14 protein-coding genes and 2 pseudogenes are annotated in these 14,941 nt (G+C 71.8%); 9 read left to right on the top strand and 7 right to left on the bottom strand.

Features of this window, described 5'->3' with window-relative positions; translation table 11 throughout:
- Nucleotides 1-126 precede the first annotated feature (126 nt).
- Nucleotides 127-1,593, top strand: a complete 1,467-nt coding sequence (locus ACFYZE_RS22795) for an MFS transporter (protein ID WP_388996948.1) — start codon at nucleotides 127-129, stop codon at nucleotides 1,591-1,593.
- A complete protein-coding gene (locus ACFYZE_RS22790; RefSeq protein WP_388997272.1) occupies nucleotides 1,590-2,180 on the top strand; it encodes a TetR family transcriptional regulator in 591 nt (196 codons plus the stop codon). Before ACFYZE_RS22795 ends, ACFYZE_RS22790 begins: the two co-directional genes overlap by 4 nt.
- 40 nt (nucleotides 2,181-2,220) lie before the next feature.
- Here ACFYZE_RS22790 and ACFYZE_RS22785 read toward each other — a convergent pair whose 3' ends face one another.
- The 3 genes from ACFYZE_RS22785 to ACFYZE_RS22775 form a co-directional block, all read right to left on the bottom strand.
- A complete protein-coding gene (locus tag ACFYZE_RS22785) occupies nucleotides 2,221-2,847 on the bottom strand; it encodes an alpha-ketoglutarate-dependent dioxygenase AlkB (RefSeq protein WP_388996945.1) in 627 nt (208 codons plus the stop codon).
- A 108-nt stretch (nucleotides 2,848-2,955) separates the two neighbouring features.
- On the bottom strand, nucleotides 2,956-3,627 hold the full coding sequence (locus tag ACFYZE_RS22780) for an AIM24 family protein (RefSeq protein WP_388996942.1): 672 nt from the start codon (nucleotides 3,625-3,627) through the stop codon (nucleotides 2,956-2,958).
- Nucleotides 3,617-3,886, bottom strand: coding sequence for a hypothetical protein (locus ACFYZE_RS22775; RefSeq protein WP_388997284.1), 270 nt, complete (start codon nucleotides 3,884-3,886; stop codon nucleotides 3,617-3,619). The genes ACFYZE_RS22780 and ACFYZE_RS22775 overlap by 11 nt, the downstream gene beginning before the upstream one ends.
- On the opposite strand from ACFYZE_RS22775, the pseudogene ACFYZE_RS22770 reads away from it, so the two are divergent.
- Together ACFYZE_RS22770 and ACFYZE_RS22765 are read left to right on the top strand one after the other, a co-directional pair.
- A pseudogene (locus tag ACFYZE_RS22770) lies at nucleotides 3,825-4,097 on the top strand (sensor histidine kinase); the annotation flags it as partial. The gene ACFYZE_RS22775 and the pseudogene ACFYZE_RS22770 overlap by 62 nt on opposite strands.
- Nucleotides 4,098-4,258: 161 nt before the next feature.
- Nucleotides 4,259-5,746 carry an FGGY-family carbohydrate kinase gene (locus tag ACFYZE_RS22765; RefSeq protein WP_388996939.1) on the top strand — a complete coding sequence of 496 codons (1,488 nt, stop codon included), beginning with the start codon at nucleotides 4,259-4,261 and terminating at the stop codon, nucleotides 5,744-5,746.
- Between the two features lie 47 nt (nucleotides 5,747-5,793).
- On the opposite strand, the gene ACFYZE_RS22760 is transcribed toward ACFYZE_RS22765, so the two are convergent.
- A complete protein-coding gene (locus tag ACFYZE_RS22760) occupies nucleotides 5,794-6,993 on the bottom strand; it encodes an ABC transporter substrate-binding protein (RefSeq protein WP_388996936.1) in 1,200 nt (399 codons plus the stop codon).
- Between the two features lie 465 nt (nucleotides 6,994-7,458).
- Between ACFYZE_RS22760 and ACFYZE_RS22755 the strand changes: the two genes are divergently transcribed.
- From ACFYZE_RS22755 to ACFYZE_RS22740, 4 genes and pseudogenes are all read left to right on the top strand, one after another.
- The gene (locus ACFYZE_RS22755; RefSeq protein WP_388997269.1) at nucleotides 7,459-8,241 is read left to right on the top strand and encodes a cache domain-containing protein; all 783 of its coding nucleotides are present in this window, start codon (nucleotides 7,459-7,461) and stop codon (nucleotides 8,239-8,241) included.
- 71 nt (nucleotides 8,242-8,312) lie between these two features.
- Nucleotides 8,313-8,606: pseudogene (locus ACFYZE_RS22750) on the top strand (LysE/ArgO family amino acid transporter); the annotation flags it as partial.
- A 113-nt stretch (nucleotides 8,607-8,719) separates the two neighbouring features.
- Nucleotides 8,720-10,027, top strand: a complete 1,308-nt coding sequence (locus ACFYZE_RS22745) for an MFS transporter (RefSeq protein ID WP_388996933.1) — start codon at nucleotides 8,720-8,722, stop codon at nucleotides 10,025-10,027.
- A gap of 110 nt (nucleotides 10,028-10,137) precedes the next feature.
- Nucleotides 10,138-10,509 (top strand): DUF6479 family protein, encoded by a 372-nt coding sequence (locus tag ACFYZE_RS22740; protein WP_388996930.1) that lies wholly within the window; start codon nucleotides 10,138-10,140, stop codon nucleotides 10,507-10,509.
- A gap of 32 nt (nucleotides 10,510-10,541) precedes the next feature.
- Here ACFYZE_RS22740 and ligD read toward each other — a convergent pair whose 3' ends face one another.
- From ligD to ACFYZE_RS22725, 3 genes are all read right to left on the bottom strand, one after another.
- Complete coding sequence (gene ligD, locus ACFYZE_RS22735) at nucleotides 10,542-11,513, bottom strand: non-homologous end-joining DNA ligase (RefSeq protein WP_388996927.1); 972 nt, start codon at nucleotides 11,511-11,513, stop codon at nucleotides 10,542-10,544.
- A gap of 100 nt (nucleotides 11,514-11,613) precedes the next feature.
- Nucleotides 11,614-13,338, bottom strand: coding sequence for a phospholipid carrier-dependent glycosyltransferase (locus ACFYZE_RS22730; protein ID WP_388997265.1), 1,725 nt, complete (start codon nucleotides 13,336-13,338; stop codon nucleotides 11,614-11,616).
- A 332-nt stretch (nucleotides 13,339-13,670) separates the two neighbouring features.
- A complete protein-coding gene (locus ACFYZE_RS22725; protein WP_388996924.1) occupies nucleotides 13,671-14,171 on the bottom strand; it encodes a hypothetical protein in 501 nt (166 codons plus the stop codon).
- A gap of 226 nt (nucleotides 14,172-14,397) precedes the next feature.
- On the opposite strand from ACFYZE_RS22725, the gene ACFYZE_RS22720 reads away from it, so the two are divergent.
- Entirely contained in the window at nucleotides 14,398-14,928 is a 531-nt protein-coding gene (locus ACFYZE_RS22720) for a hypothetical protein (RefSeq protein ID WP_388996921.1), read from the top strand.
- Nucleotides 14,929-14,941 lie beyond the last annotated feature (13 nt).

Below are 14,941 nucleotides of genomic sequence, written 5' to 3'. Positions count from 1 at the left end.
CTCTGGCACGGCTGTTGGGGGACGGGTGACGTCACCGGCGTCAAAGCCTTGGGTGAATGGCGATTCACCCGCTACGGTGAATAGCCATTCACCTTGATTCCCTCTGGTCGATCCACTGGAGTGCGCATGGTCCCCATACCCGCCGGACCGGCCGGGCGGCCGGAAGCGCGCGACCGGTCGGCGGTCCGCGCGCTGGCCTTCGGCGGCATCCTCATGGCCGTCATGCAGACGGTCGTCGTCCCCCTGCTGCCCGACCTGCCCCGGCTCACCGGCGCCTCCGCGGGCGCCGTCTCCTGGATGGTCACCGCCACCCTGGTGTCGGGAGCGGTGCTCACCCCGGTGCTCGGGCGCGCCGGGGACATGTACGGCAAGCGACGGGTGCTGCTGACCGCACTGGCGCTGATGACGCTGGGCTCGGTGCTCTGCGCGCTCTCGTCCGACATCGGCGTGCTCATCACGGCGCGGGCGCTCCAGGGCGCGGCCGCCGCGGTAGTCCCGCTGTCGATCAGCATCCTGCGCGACGAGCTGCCGCCCGAGCGCACCGGATCCGCGGTCGCCCTCATGAGTTCCACCGTCGGCATCGGTGCGTCCCTCGGCCTGCCGCTGGCCGCGCTCGTGATCCAGTACGTGAACTGGCACGCCATGTTCTGGGTGACCAGCGTCCTCGGCGCCGCCGGTTACGCCCTCGCCCGGTGGGCGGTGCGCGAGTCGCCCGTCTGCGCCCCCGGACGCTTCGACGTCCTCGGCGCACTGGGCCTCGCCGCGGGGCTGGTCTGTCTGCTGCTGGCCGTGTCGCAGGGCGGCCAGTGGGGATGGGGGAGCGCACGGATCCTCGGCCTGTTCGCGGGCAGCGTGCTGATCCTGGCGCTGTGGTGCCTGCAACAGCTGCGCGCCGAACGGCCCCTCGTCGACCTGCGGTTGGCCGCTCGCCCCGGCGTCGCCCTGCCGCACCTCACCGCCCTGCTGGTCGGCTTCGGCTTCTATGCCAACTCGCTGGTGACGGCACAGCTCGTCCAGGCGCCGAAGGCCACCGGCTATGGTCTCGGCCTGTCCATCGTGGGAGGCGGTCTGTGTCTGCTGCCAAGCGGAGTGATCATGCTGCTGTTCTCCCCGGTGTCCGCCCGCATCTCGGAGGCCCGAGGCCCCCGGACGACCCTCGCCGTCGGCGCGGCCGTGCTCACCCTCGGATATGCCGTACGCATCGCGGACAGCCGCCACCTGTGGATGATCATCGTGGGCGCGTCGGTCGTGGCCACCGGCACGACCCTCGCCTACTCGGCGCTGCCCACCCTCATCCTGCGCGCCGTACCGGCGGGGCAGACCGCCTCCGCGAACGGCGTCAACGTGCTGATGCGCACCATCGGCCAGGCCGCCTGCAGCGCCTGTGTCGCCGCCGTGCTGGTCCACCACACCGAATCGGTGCCCGGCGCCCCCGTCCCCACGCTGCACGGCTATCTGCTGGCGTTCGCGATGGCGGGTACGGTCGCCCTCGTGGCGTGTGCCACCGCCCTCGCCATCCCGGGGGACCGCACCCCGGGCGGCACCCCGGGGCGCAGGACGCCGTCGCCCGACACGGCGCTGGAAGGAGCCTGAGCACCGTGACCACCTCACCGGCCACCGCCCCCGCCCGCCGCGACGCCGAGACGACCAAGGCCGCCATCCTGCGCGCCGCCCGCCATCTGCTCGCCCGGCACGCGCACGCGGACATCACGCTCAAGGCGGTGGCCGACCGGGCCGGGGTCAGCCCGCCGCTCATCCTCAAGTACTTCGGCAACAAGGACACCCTGTTCTCCCAGGTGATGTCCTTCGAGGCGGACGCCGCCGCCCTGCTGGACGCACCGCTCGAGAACCTCGGCCGGCACATGGTCCGCCATGTGCTGCTCAGCCAGACGCGACAGGGCGCCGACCCGCTCCTGCGCATCGTCTTCGCGCCCCTGCACGGCGAGCAGGGCGACATCCTGCGCGCCAACTTCCGCACCCAGGTCAGCGACCGCCTCGCAGCGCGTCTGAGCGGTCCCGACGCGGGCCTGCGCGCCGAACTCGCGGTGAGCGCCCTGCTGGGCCTCGGCGTGATGTTCGGCATCGCGCGCGGCACCCACCTGCGCGCAGCGGACCTCGACGACATCGCCGACCGCTGGGCACCGGCCGTACAGGCACAGCTGGCCCCTGATCCGGGGTGAAGAGGACTGTTCCGCACAGCCGACCTGATCCCGACAGGCTCTAGCCCACCCCTGCCGGCCGGAACTGGATGCTGATCCGGGGTCCGGTCGCCCGGCTGCTCTTCGGGATCGAGTGCTCCCACGTCCGCTGGCAGGAGCCGCCCATCACGATCAGGTCCCCGTGCCCGAGCGGACGCCGGACGGCCTGCCCGCCGCCGCGCGGCCGCAGCGCCAGATCACGCGGCACGCCCACGGACAGGATGGCGACCATGGTGTCCTCCCGTGCGCCGCGGCCGATGCGGTCCCCGTGCCAGGCGACACTGTCCCGGCCGTCCCGGTAGTAGCAGAGACCGGCCGTCACGAAGGGCTCGGCGAGTTCCGTCGCGTAGCGCGCGGACAGGGCGTCGCGCGCCTCCTCCAGGACGGGGTGCGGCAGCGGGTCCCCGGCGTGGTAGAAGGCCAGCAGCCGCGGCACGTCCACCGTGTGGTCGTACATGTGCCGCCGCTCCGCGCGCCAGGGCACCTCCTCGGCCAGCTGCACGAACAGCGCGTCGGCCCCGCTGAGCCAGCCCGGCAGCACATCGATCCACGCCCCGGCGCCCAGATGAGTCCGCCGCAGCCCGTCGAGCGGACCGAGCCGGATGTCGTCGGTCTGGTCGAACAGCGAGCCCTGGAGGTGCGTGGCCATACAGGCAGCGTACTCCGCGATTCGAATGTATGTTCAGTCGCGTCCCGGTGATGCGCGCGTCGACCCGGCAGGGGCCCCGCTCGCTTCGCTGAGCTGGACCCCTTTCGGTCAGTGCTCCTTCTGTGGAGTCAGTTCACTGGGCCGTACGACGACGTACCCCTGGCCCTCCAGCTTCAGCTGCACCGCCTCTCCCGAACCGCCGCGCAGCATCGAGCCGATGGACTGCGACCGGTGCAGCGAGGTGTGCAGATGGGCCGTCCAGCCCACCACCGCGTCGGTGTCGACGAACACCGGCAGCCCGGGCGAGACGGGTATCACCAGCGGATTGCCCTCACAGATCAGGCCGAGCCGGCCATGCCCGGTGAACAGGCTGTTGAACAGCCCGCCGCCGGCTATCCCGGCGCCCTTCACGGTCTTGATCTCGTACGACAGGCCGGCGTCGAAGCAGAGCACGTTGCGCCCGTTGACGGTGAACTCGTCACCCGGCTCGACGTCCACGATGAAGCAGTTCTGCGCCTCGTGCGCGAACCACGCCTCGCCCTGCCCGCGCACGGACATCAGCGGCAGCCCCTCACCGGTGACCGCCCGCTTGAGCATTCCGCCGACGCCCTGGCCCTTGCGTTCGAACCTCAGGTCCCCGCGGTAGGCGACCATCGAGCCCTGCCGCGCGAACATCTCGCCGCCGACGACGTACCGGATGGACTTGGCGTTCTGCAGGGACATGCCCGGGGCGGCGGCGGGCTGCACCATGTGGTCACTGGAAAAGAGATCACCCTTCATGCGGGCATCCTGTCCCGGACGGCTCCCCTCCGCCAAGATCAGGGCTGTTCTGAAACGCAACAACTCTGGCGGCGCGGACGGGCTCGCGATGCAGCCGCAGGGTGCCCGCGTCGGCCGCGGCGAGGTCCTGGAGGTCGTCGATGACCCGCTGCAGGATCAGGGCCTCCTCATGGAGAGAGGCCAGCAGTTCGGCGTCGGGGGCGACGGTGCTCGCCGCCCGCGCGGAGGACGCCAGTGCGGTCTTCGAGGTAGCCGACACGGGCAGCGGGATCGCCCCCGAGGACCTGCGTCACGTGTTCGACCGGTTCTGGCGAGCGGAGAAGTCCCGCAGCCGGCGCACCGGCGGCAGCGGTCTCGGACTCCCCATCGTCCGCCAACTGACCGCGGCCCACGGCGGAACCGCCACGGTCACCTCAAAGGTCGGCACCGGCTCGGTCCTCACGCTGCGGCTGCCGGCGACGCGCGCACCCGCGGACGTCCGACCCGGCCGCGCAGTCGTCGGCACGCCCCTTCTGCGGAGTTCTGGGCCAACGCCACGCCGCTCGGCGCCGGCTTCTCCCGTTCGACCGGTGATCGGCGGCGAAGCGGGGAACGATGTCCCGGGAGTCTCGATGCGGGAGGACGGGAACGCATGACGGTGCTCGGTGTCGACATCGGAACGTCCAGCGGCAAAGGCGTGCTGGTCGGCGAGGACGGAACGGTTCTCCGCACGGCCACGCGCCCGCACACGGTCAGCCGCCCCACGCCCGGCCACGTCGAGATGGACGCCCGGGTCTGGTGGGACGAGTTCGTATCGCTCGCGCACGAACTGCTGGCCCCCGGCACCGACGTGGACGCGGTCGGCGTCAGCGGAATGGGCCCCTGCGTCGCCCTCGCCGACGAGACGGACAACCCGCTGCACCCGGCGATCCTCTACGGCGTCGACACCCGCGCCACCGCCCAGATCGCCCGTCTCGACGCCGAGTTGGGCCGCGACGCCGTCCTGCGGCGCTGCGGATCCCTGCTGTCCACCCAGGCGGTGGGCCCCAAGATCGCCTGGCTCGCGGAGCACCGCCCCGACGTGGCCGCCCGCGCCCGGCGGCTGTACATGCCCAGCTCCTACCTGGTCAACCGGCTCACCGGCCGGTACGTCCTCGACCACCACTCGGCGAGCCAGTCCGTGCCGCTGTACGACTCCACCGCCCAGGACTGGTACCGGCCCTGGGCGCGCCGTATCGCACCGGACCTCGAGCTGCCGTCCCTGCACTGGCCCGGTGACATCGCCGGCCACGTCACCGCCGACGCTGCTGCGGCCACCGGGCTCCCCGTCGGCATCCCGGTGGTCACGGGGACGATCGACGCCTGGTCGGAGGCGCTGAGCGTCGGAGCCCAGCACACTGGCGACCTGATGCTCATGTATGGCAGCACCATGTTCCTCATCAACACCGTGTCGGAGCGGCTGCTCGTGCCCGAACTGTGGAGCACCGTGGGCGCGTTGCCGGGGACGCGCAGCCTCGCGGGCGGTATGGCCACCTCGGGGGTGATCACCGACTGGCTGCGGGACCTGCTCGGCGAGGGCGATGCGGACGCGCTGCTCGCCGAGGCGGAGGCCTCCGGGGCCGGGGCCAGGGGCCTGCTGATGCTGCCCTACTTCGCGGGGGAGCGGACCCCGGTCGCCGACCCGGACGCCCGGGGAGTGATCGCAGGACTGACCGTGGAGCACGCCCGCGGCGACCTCTACCGCGCCGCGCTGGAGGCCACCGCGTTCGGCGTACGGCACAACGTGGAGGCGATGCGCGCGGCCGGTGCCGACATCCGCCGGGTCGTCGCCGTCGGCGGAGGCACCCGCGGCGGCCTGTGGACCCGTATCGTCTCCGATGTCACCGGCCTCGAACAGGAGATCAGGACCGTCACGCTCGGCGCCAGCTACGGCGCCGCGTTCCTGGCGGCGAGCGCGATCGGTGAGACCGACATCGACGACTGGAACCCGGTGCGCGAGCGCGTCACCCCCGACGCCCGCCCGCGGTCCCGCTACGACGACCTCTACGACCTGTATCTGCGGCTGTACCCGGCGACCCGTGACATCGGGCATGCCCTCGCCCGACACCAGCGCGCGACCGCGAAGGCCCCGCCGGCGTGAGGTCCGCCGCGCCGAGGCGGCACGACGGACGCCCTTCAGAGCCCCGCTCAGCCCTTGATCTCGGTCCAGGCCTGCACCCACTTCGTGTACGGCACGCACTTGACGTCCGTACGTCCGTCGAGGCACTGCTCGATGGGCGTCGTCCAGAACGCGATGTCCTTCCAGTAGCTCTCGTCGGTGGCGTGGAAGGTGTCGCAGAAGGCCGGGTCGCTGGTCTGGTCGCAGGACTTGATGTTGGCGGGTGCCTCGCCGTAGTACTCGGCGACCTCGGCGTTGACCTTCGGGGAGATGATCCAGTTCATCCATTTGTAGGCGCAGTTGGGGTGCTTCGCCTTGGCCGAGAGCATCCAGGTGTCGGACCAGCCCGTGGCGCCCTCCTGCGGCAGCACGGCCTTCACCTTGGCGCCCTCGCTCTGGGCGAGGTTGGCTATGACCTGCCAGGTGGTGCCGATGACGGAGTCGCCGCTCTTGAAGGCGGCGATCTCCTTCAGGTAGTCGCTCCAGTACTCGCCCACGTTGGCGCGCTGCCGCTTCAGCAGGTCGACGGCCGCCTCGAACTGCTTCTGGTCGAGCGCGTAGGGGTTCTCGATGCCCAGCCCGGGCTGGGTCTCCTTCAGGTACAGAGCCGCGTCCGCGATGTAGATCGGGGAGTCGTACGCGGTGAGGTGACCCTTGTACTTGGCCGCGTCGTCGAAGACCGCGGACCAGGAGACGGGGGCGGGCGAGACCTCCTTGGTGTTGTACATCAGCAGGTTGGCGCCGCGGCCGTGGGGGATGCCGTACGCCGTGCCGTCGACGGAGTTCCAGTTCTGGTTCTTCAGTCCGAAGAAGACGTCCTTGTAGTTGGGCACCAGATCCGTGTTCACCGGGGCCGCCTCGCCGGAGGCGATGAGCCGGAGGGATGCGTCGCCCGAAGCGGAGACTGCGTCATAGGCGCCGGTCTTCATCAGTTTGACCATCTCGTCCGAGCTGGCCGCCACTTTGTTGTGAACCTGACATCCTGTCTGCTTTTCGAAGGGAGTGACCCAGTCCGCCTTCGGATCCGAGGAGCCGTCCTCGACGTAGCCCGCCCAGGAGATCAGGTTCACCTGCCCCTCCGTCCGGCCCAGTTCCGACTGCGCCTTCAGGTCCGGCGGGTTGAAGCCGGCCGAGGAGGAAGCGCTCGACTCGGAGAACGGTCCGCAGGCGCTGACGAGCAGAAGAGAGCAGGCGGCGGCCGTCGTTTTGAAAGATCTGTTCAGACGCAAGGAAGTCTCCACGGGGTGTGGGGGGGGTGGGGGGAATCGGGGTGAAAGTGTGACGGTGGGTGACAGCGGGTGCGCGGGCGTACAGGATGCGACGCGGGTGAGCGGCACGGCGGTCGGGCCGCGCACCGCGCCCGCATGGGGGTGGCGTGATGGCAGGAGCGGCTCCGGTCGCTACTGGGTGCGGCGGCGAACGGACGATGCTCCAGGTCGCGGGCGGGTCGGTGGCCCTGCCCGGGGATCGCCCGCAGGTCGGGGTGGCGCCTTCGGGCGACGGCGTGGCCAACACCTTACGGAGCGTCGCCGTCGGGTTCAACTTCTGAAGGCGGACAGGAAGTTGACGCTGAGTCAAGATGCGGTGAGGCGAACCGGGCGTATACGGTCGCGGTCATGTCCGACTCCCTGAAGCAGCCCGGCTCCTCGCCCTGCCTCGTCCCGCCCCCCGCTCCGACGGGTCCGAGCACGGCCATGAGCGTCGGCGGCAGCCCTACGGGCGCGGCGACCGCAGTCCTCGATCCGGTCACGGACACCGGCGTCGCGGCCCGGGTGCGCGGCACCCTGGAGGCCGTCTTCGACACCGTCGCCCAGGTCCGCGCCGACACCACGGCGCTGCTGACCCGTATCGGCGCCCGGGGCCGCCGCCCGGCGACCGCCGACCTCGCGGCGCTGCGGCCCGGACTGCATCTCCACCTCGCCCGGCAGGAGCTGGTCTCCGGCGTCGGCTTCATCGCGGCGCCCGGTCTGCTCACCGACGTTCCGGCCTGGCTGGAGTGGTGGCAGACCCGCGCCGACGGCTCGGTACGCCCGCTGCTGCTCGATCTGGACCCGCGGCAGTCGGCGTACTCCGACTACACGCACTGGGACTGGTTCGCCCTGCCCCGTGACACCGGCCGCCGCGCGGTCGCCGGGCCCTACGTCGACTACCTCTGCTCCGACGAGTACAGCCTGACCCTGTCCGCGCCGGTCCATGTCGAGGGCCGCTTCGCCGGGGTCGCCGCCGCCGACGTGTATCTGCGGCACTTCGAGGCGGCCGTGATGCCCCTGCTGCGACGACTGCCCGCACCGGCCCACCTGGTCAACGCCCGCGGCCGGGTGGCGGCTTCGGCCGACCCGGCCCACCTGGTCGGCTCGCTCACCAAGGGCCCCGACTTCGGCGCCCTCCTCGCCGACGCGCGACCGGGCCGCCACCAGGGGCTGCGCCTGGTCCCGTGCGACGACATCCCGCTCGTCCTCGTAGTGGCGGAGGGCTGACGGGGCCGCCGCCCGGCGCGTCAGCCGTAGGGCCGTGTCTTTCGGACCAGCTCGGCGCCGCGCGCCCTGGCGCGCACTCCTGGAGGCGAGCGGACCTCGCCCGCCTGGCGATGACCTGGCTCGATCCGCACGTCCACCTCGACACCGTCTTCCTGCTCAGCTCGATCGCGGCCGGCCACGGCGCGCTGCGCTGGACCTTCGGCCTCGGCGCCGCCCTGGCCGGCCTGTGCTGGTTCGCGTCGCTCGGCTTCGGCGCCCGGCTGCCCGCCCGCTCCCTGTCCCGCCCGTCCTCCTGGCGCGTCGTGGACGGCCTGGTGGCGGCGACGACGATCACGACCGGCGGCATGCTCGTGGCCGGCGGCTGAGGCGCGGCCAATCCCCGCCCGCCGACGCCGCAGGAGCGACCCGGGTGTCCGTCCGCCGGGTGGATCGGTGATAGTGAACCCGGAATTGAAACGTGTACGAGGCAAGGAAGTCCGTGGACACGAGCGAGAGCACGACCGACAACGGAGCGGCCCCGGAAGACGGCCCGCAACCGGCACAGGCCGGGGCTCGCGGCTGGCGACGCTGGGCGATGGACACCCGCCCGCTGCGCCGTCCCGCCTACCGCCGGCTGTGGTCCTCGACGATCGTCACGGCGGTCGGCAGCCAGCTCACCGCGGTCGCCGTGCCCAAGCAGATCTACGACATCACCGGCTCGTCGGCGTGGGTGGGGTACGCGAGCCTCGCCGGCCTGCTGCCGCTCGCGCTCTTCGCGCTGTGGGGCGGCGCGATCGCCGACAGCATGGACCGCCGCAGGCTGCTGCTGATCACCAACTCCGGCCTCGCCGTCACCTCCGTGCTCTTCTGGGTGCAGGCCGTAACCGGCCTGGAATCGGTGGTCGTCCTGATGGTGCTGCTCGCCCTCCAGCAGGCCTTCTTCGGCCTCAACTCCCCGGCCCGCAACGCCTCCATCGCCCGTCTCGTCCCGCCGGGCGAACTCCCCGCGGCCAACGCCCTCGGCTCCACCGTCATGCAGACCGGCCTGGTGGCCGGCCCCCTCCTGGCCGGCGCCCTGATCCCCGTCATCGGCCTGTCCGAGCTGTACCTGATCGATGCCGTCGCCCTGTGCGTCACGGTGTGGGCGGTCGTCCGGCTCCCCGCCCTGCCGCCCCAGGCGGCCGCGGCGAACAGCCGGGCGGGCTGGCAGGCGATCGCCGAGGGCTTCCGCTACATCTCCCTCCACAAGGTGTTGCTGCTGTCCTTCCTCGCCGACATCATCGCCATGGTGCTCGGCATGCCACGCGCCCTGTTCCCGCAGCTCGCCGCGCAGACGTTCGCGCCCTACGGGGAAGGCCTCGCGCTCGGCCTGCTGTTCGCGGCCATCCCCATCGGAGCGGTGCTCGGCGGCCTGCTGTCCGGCACCTTCTCCCGCGCCCGCCGCCACGGCCTCATGGTGATCGCCGCAGTGATCGGCTGGGGTGCGGCCATCACCGGTCTCGGCCTGACCACGAACCTCTGGGTGGCCGTCGCGTTCCTGGCGCTCGCCGGCGTGGCCGACATGGTCTCGATGGTCTTCCGCGGCGCGATCCTGCTGTCGGCGGCCACCGACGAGATGCGCGGCCGGATGCAGGGCGTCTTCACGGTCGTCGTGGCGGGCGGACCCCGCCTCGCCGACGCCCTGCACGGCACGGCCGGCTCGGTCCTCGGCGTTCGCGCCGCCATCGCGGGCGGCGGGCTGCTGGTGATCGCGGCGACCCTGGTCCTGGCCCTGGCGACGCCCGCACTGCGCACGTACCGGATCTGAATCCGGAATCCGCGCCCAATACACGTCACCCGTTAATTGCACAGTGATTTACAGGCTGACCAGGAATTACTCCGGGCGCGCATTCCCTCCGGCCGGGGTATCGTCGGCATATGAATACGGTGAGCTTTGCAATACAGGCTGCCGCTCGCGATTGGACGCTCAGCGTGTTCTTCATCCTCGTGGGCGTGATCGTCGCCGGCGCGCTGATCTGGGCAGTGCGGCTCGGCATGGCCGTGCGCGACCAGGAGCCCGCACCGCCCCGCCCCGAGGAGCACCCACACCTGCCCGACGGCGGACCGGTCCTGGAGGAGCGTGAGGTCCGGGAGCCCGAGGAGATGCCGATCGCGGGACAGGAGAGCGAGCGGCTCATGCCCTACCAGCTTCACCACGCGGCGAGCAGGCGGTGCGGCGACCAGCACCGCAAGCGCTGGCTGCCGGGTTCCAGCGGAGGCTTCGGCAGCGGCGGCCCCGGCCATGTGTGAGCCGGCCGCCGACCACCTCACCGCAGGCCTTGTCAGGGCAGGTCGGCAGCCGCGTCCTCCGGCGCAAGGTCCGGCCGCAGCCGCAGCCATGAGGGCTGTCTGAGCAGCCCCGACCGGGTGCGGGTGCTGTAGCGCACCTCGCCGACGAGCCTCGGCAGGACCCAGCGGGCCCCCGCCACCCGCGGATCCCGCTCGAACGGACACCGCGAGGTCTGCACCGCCTCCAGCAGCCGGGCGAGTTCGGCCCGCTCGCCCTCGCTCCAGCCGGTGCCCACCCGCCCGACGTAGCGCAGCCGCCCGGCCTCGGCCCGCTGCCCCACCAGCAGCGCCCCGGGCAGTCCCCGCAGCCGTCCCCGGCCGGGCAGCCAGCCGCCGACGATCACATCGACGGCCCGCACATTGCGGATCTTGATCCAGGAACGCGACCGTACCCCCGGCTCGTAGACCGAGTCGAGCCGCTTGCACACCAGCCCCTCCAGACCCGCCTCCCGGGTCGCCTCCAGTGCCCGCGCCCCGTGGCCGACGATCGCGCCCGGCGTCGACCAGTGCGCACCGGCCGGAGCCAGCCCCTCCAGCAGCCGGCGCCGCCGGGCGTAGGGAAGCGCGAGAAGTTGCTCGCCGTGCAGGAACATGACGTCGAACAGCACCAGGTGCACCGGGATCTGCGCCGCGCGGCGGGCCGCCAGCGCGGGGGAGTGGGCGAGGCCCATCCGGGACTGCAGCCGCTGGAAGTCACCGCGACCCCGCTCGTCGAGCGCCACCACCTCGCCGTCCAGCACGGCGGTCGTGGCGCCCAGAACGCCGCCCAGCGGCCGCAGTTCGGGGTACGCGCCGGTGATCACCTCGCCCGAGCGTGCCCGGAGCTCCAGGCTGCCGTCGCCGGGCAGATAGACCACCACCCGCTGGCCGTCCTGCTTGGTCTCGTACGCCCACTGCATGTCCTGCCCGGCGGGGGGCAGCGTGCCGGGGCAGGCGAGCATGGGGGCGATCAGCGGCAGTCTCACGGGTCAGTTGTGGACACCGCCGCACACCCTCACTCGTCCCGGCCGTGCGATTTCCCCCGAACGGGGCCTCGCTGTTCGGAGCAGGTCCGCTGTGAGGACCCTAGGGCCGCCGGAAGATCGTGACGGAGTGACCGACGTCGTCGATCGCCCTGCTGCCGCGGATCAGCTGCCTCAGCCGGGCGTCGGCCTTGGCGATCGACGTGTCCGAGACGACGAGCAGCCCGTGCACCCGGTTCGCAGGCACCTTCAGCGGGTCGCGCCCGTGGATGCCGTACCAGGAGGGCACACCGCTGCCCTTGTAGACGAGCCAGACGCTCTTCTCGTCCGGATACCGCTCGCGCAGCCGGTCCGCCAGCCGTCCGAGGTCCTGTCCCCAGTCGACGTTCGAGTCGTGCAGCCTGAGGTACGTCTTCGCCGGTCCGCCGAACGCTTCGTTGGAGTACGGCAGATAGTAGGGGTACGTCCGCACCGAACTGACCGCCACGAAAGCGGCCAGGGCCGCCGTCACCGCGTACACCCACCGCCGCCGCAGCGCGAGCACACAGGCCGCCACGACGGCCAGGAACACCGGAACGAAGATCGCGTACCGCACCCCGAGGTCGCGTGAGCCCTGCATGGCCGCGGCCAGCAGCACCCCCGGCACCAGCAGCACATACGGGACGGCCGGGCGCAGCCGCGGCGCCACCACCATGGCCACCGCCCCGCCGAGCCACAGCGCGAGCATGCCGAGCGGCGTCTTCACCAGCAGCGCGGCCGGCAGGTAGTACCACCGGTTGCCGGTGTAGAGCCGGCCGAACAGATAGCCGCGCCACTGCGCGCTCTCGAATCCGAACTGGATCCGCATCCCGTCGCGGTACGGCTCCGGGAACGGCAACGCGTGGACCAACAGGGCGCCCGGACCGTGCACCGCGGGCGTGTGCGCGGGTGCCGTCCACCGCAGCCGGGGATCGACGACGAGATAGACGGCCCACACGACGGCGACGAGGACCAGCGCGACCCCGACGGCCGCCGCCCCGGCACGCGCCGCACGTCGCGGCCGCGGCACGCCCGCGCCCTGTGCCTGCCAGTACGACCACCCGGCCAGCGCCAGCAGCACCGGCACCGCGGGGAGCGTGCTCATCTTCGTGGCCACGGCCGCCCCGGTCGCCACCCCGGCGAGCGGCAGATACGGCAGCGGCCGCCGCCGCGCCCGCCACACCATCCAGGCCGCCGTCACCACGAACCCCGCCGCGGGCACGTCCAGGGTCGCCAGGGAGCCGTTCGTGATCAGGTCGGGTGAGAAGGCGTACAGGACAAGCGCCACCAACCCGCCGACCGAGCCGGTCAGTTCGCGGGCGAAGCCGAACACCACCAGCCCGAACAGCAGCGTCACCACCATCACCGGCAGCCGGGCCCAGAACATCACCCGCCACGGGTCGTTGCCCGACGCGTACAGCAGCCGCCGCCCCAACTCTCCCTGATCGCCCTGGAAACCCGGCTCGAGGTGCGGGTGCGCGAAGACCGTGCCGGTCGCGATGATCAGTTTGCCGAGGGGCGGGTGCTCGGGGTTGAAACGCAGACTGTGCTCCCGCACGTACACGACGGCCGTGCCGACGTACACGGGCTCGTCGATGGTCGGCGTCTGCCGCACGGCTGTGGTGGCCATGGCGAACGCCATCTGGACCAGCAGCGCGCACACCGTGAGCACAAGCAGCGGCCGCCGGTAGCGCCGCAGCGCCGCCCGGCGACCCGGGCCTTCGGCGTCCGCCTTTGAGGCGGTGCCGGCCGCTTCCGGGGGCCGGGGCCCTTCGCCGCCGGACGTGACGGGCGGCTGCTGGTGCGTCATCGTCCGCGCCCCCGGGTTGTACGTCGCCTCCGAGCCGTCCGTGCCCCTGCATGCTGCCATGACCTTTGCTACGTCGGCACGGCACGACCTTGCTCAATCGCACGCGTGTCGTGATCGGAAGGACACGGATGCGCGCACGCCCCCCGGGCAGTCGTGCGGATCACGGAGGCGGTCTGCTCCCTTGCCGCAAGTTCCCGGGCTGGGGCGACCGGCGGCCAATTCCTTCGCGGAAATGGGCGGTTATTGTCTTGGCGGCGTATCGCGCAGCGTGTCGCCGCATGGGCTCACGGCCGTTGCGGTCGGCCGGAAATCCGCCGGAGCCGTGCGGCCGGTCAGGGGCGGGCGTACTCCTCCCGGACGGCGGCGGCGAGTTGGGCGAGGGCGTCCTCGGCGCGGGTGCGGTCGGCGGCGTCGAGCACCGCCAGTGCGTCCGCCGCGACCTCCCGGACACGCTGGGGCACCTCGTCCAGGGCGGCCATCCGATAGGCGAGGGTGCGCCGCGCGGCACGCTCCTCGTGGGTGACCCCGAGGGGGCCCGTACGGGGGAAGACCGCGGCCTCGTACGCGGCGACGTGCACCAGCACCCCGTGCGCGATCCCTTCCGCGTAGCCACGCATTCCCGCGTGCCGCCGGGCCGCGGCGAAGTGCGCCAGCGCACGCCGGCGGAAGGTCAGGGCGCCGAGTGCGCCCGCCGCGCCCGCGCACACCGCGGCCACGAGGGCGACCCGCGCGCCACCGAGGAGGGCACCGATGAGGGCGCCGCTCGCGGTGGTCAGACAGACCAGCCCGGTGACGAGCAGAAGAAGGGCGCGGGCGGGCGTGATCGGGGCCATGACGTGCAGTGTGCCAGCGGTGCGGGGGGCCGGTACCCGGCGTGCCGCGCACGTGATGTGCGACACGTGCGCGATCGCCTTTCCCGCGGCCCTGAAGCGATTCATGCTGGGCACGGCTTGATCGGTGATCTAGCCGGGCAAATCCATCAGCCGTCCGATCTTGCTTGCATTTGACACTTTGTTGCGTGCGCGGATAGGAACATGGCCGGAAGTGGAGAGGTGGACCGTGCACGAGCCCCATGTGATCGGTGACTGGCAGGAATGCGGGGACGAGCATGCCGGTCTGCGTGTCCGTGTCCACGGGCTGGAAAAGGCGGAGCCGCCGCGTGGGCGTGACGATTCGGCCGAAGGCCTCACCTATTTCCGCTTCCGGGTGACCGTGGAAAACCGGTCGGCGGAACCGGTCGGCATCCATCTGGAAGACGGTCAACTCGACGTGAGGACGGGTCCCGACGGCGAGAGCGCATTTCTCGACTGGCGCAACTCGCACTTCATCGAGGGCTTCGACCTCTATCCGCTGCGCCGTGCGACCGCAGTCCTGTACGCCGCCGCCCCGGAATCCGCTCTGAGCCTCGTGGACATCCAGGTCCAGCTGAAGGCGGACGACGAATGGACGGACCGGTATCTGTGGTCCGGCGACATGACCGTTCCGGACGGCCCGCAGGGCACGGCCACCCGCGCCGACGGCATCTCCGAAACCCTGGCCGGCCAGATCAGCACATTCCTGCGCGAGCAGGCGGAGCGCGGCCAGCACTGAGCGCCGGTTCTGG

Source organism: Streptomyces sp. NPDC001796 (assembly GCF_042892355.1).
Lineage (GTDB): Bacteria > Actinomycetota > Actinomycetes > Streptomycetales > Streptomycetaceae > Streptomyces.
Note: the sequence above shows the minus strand (reverse complement) of the source record. Positions and strands in the feature narration are given on the sequence as shown.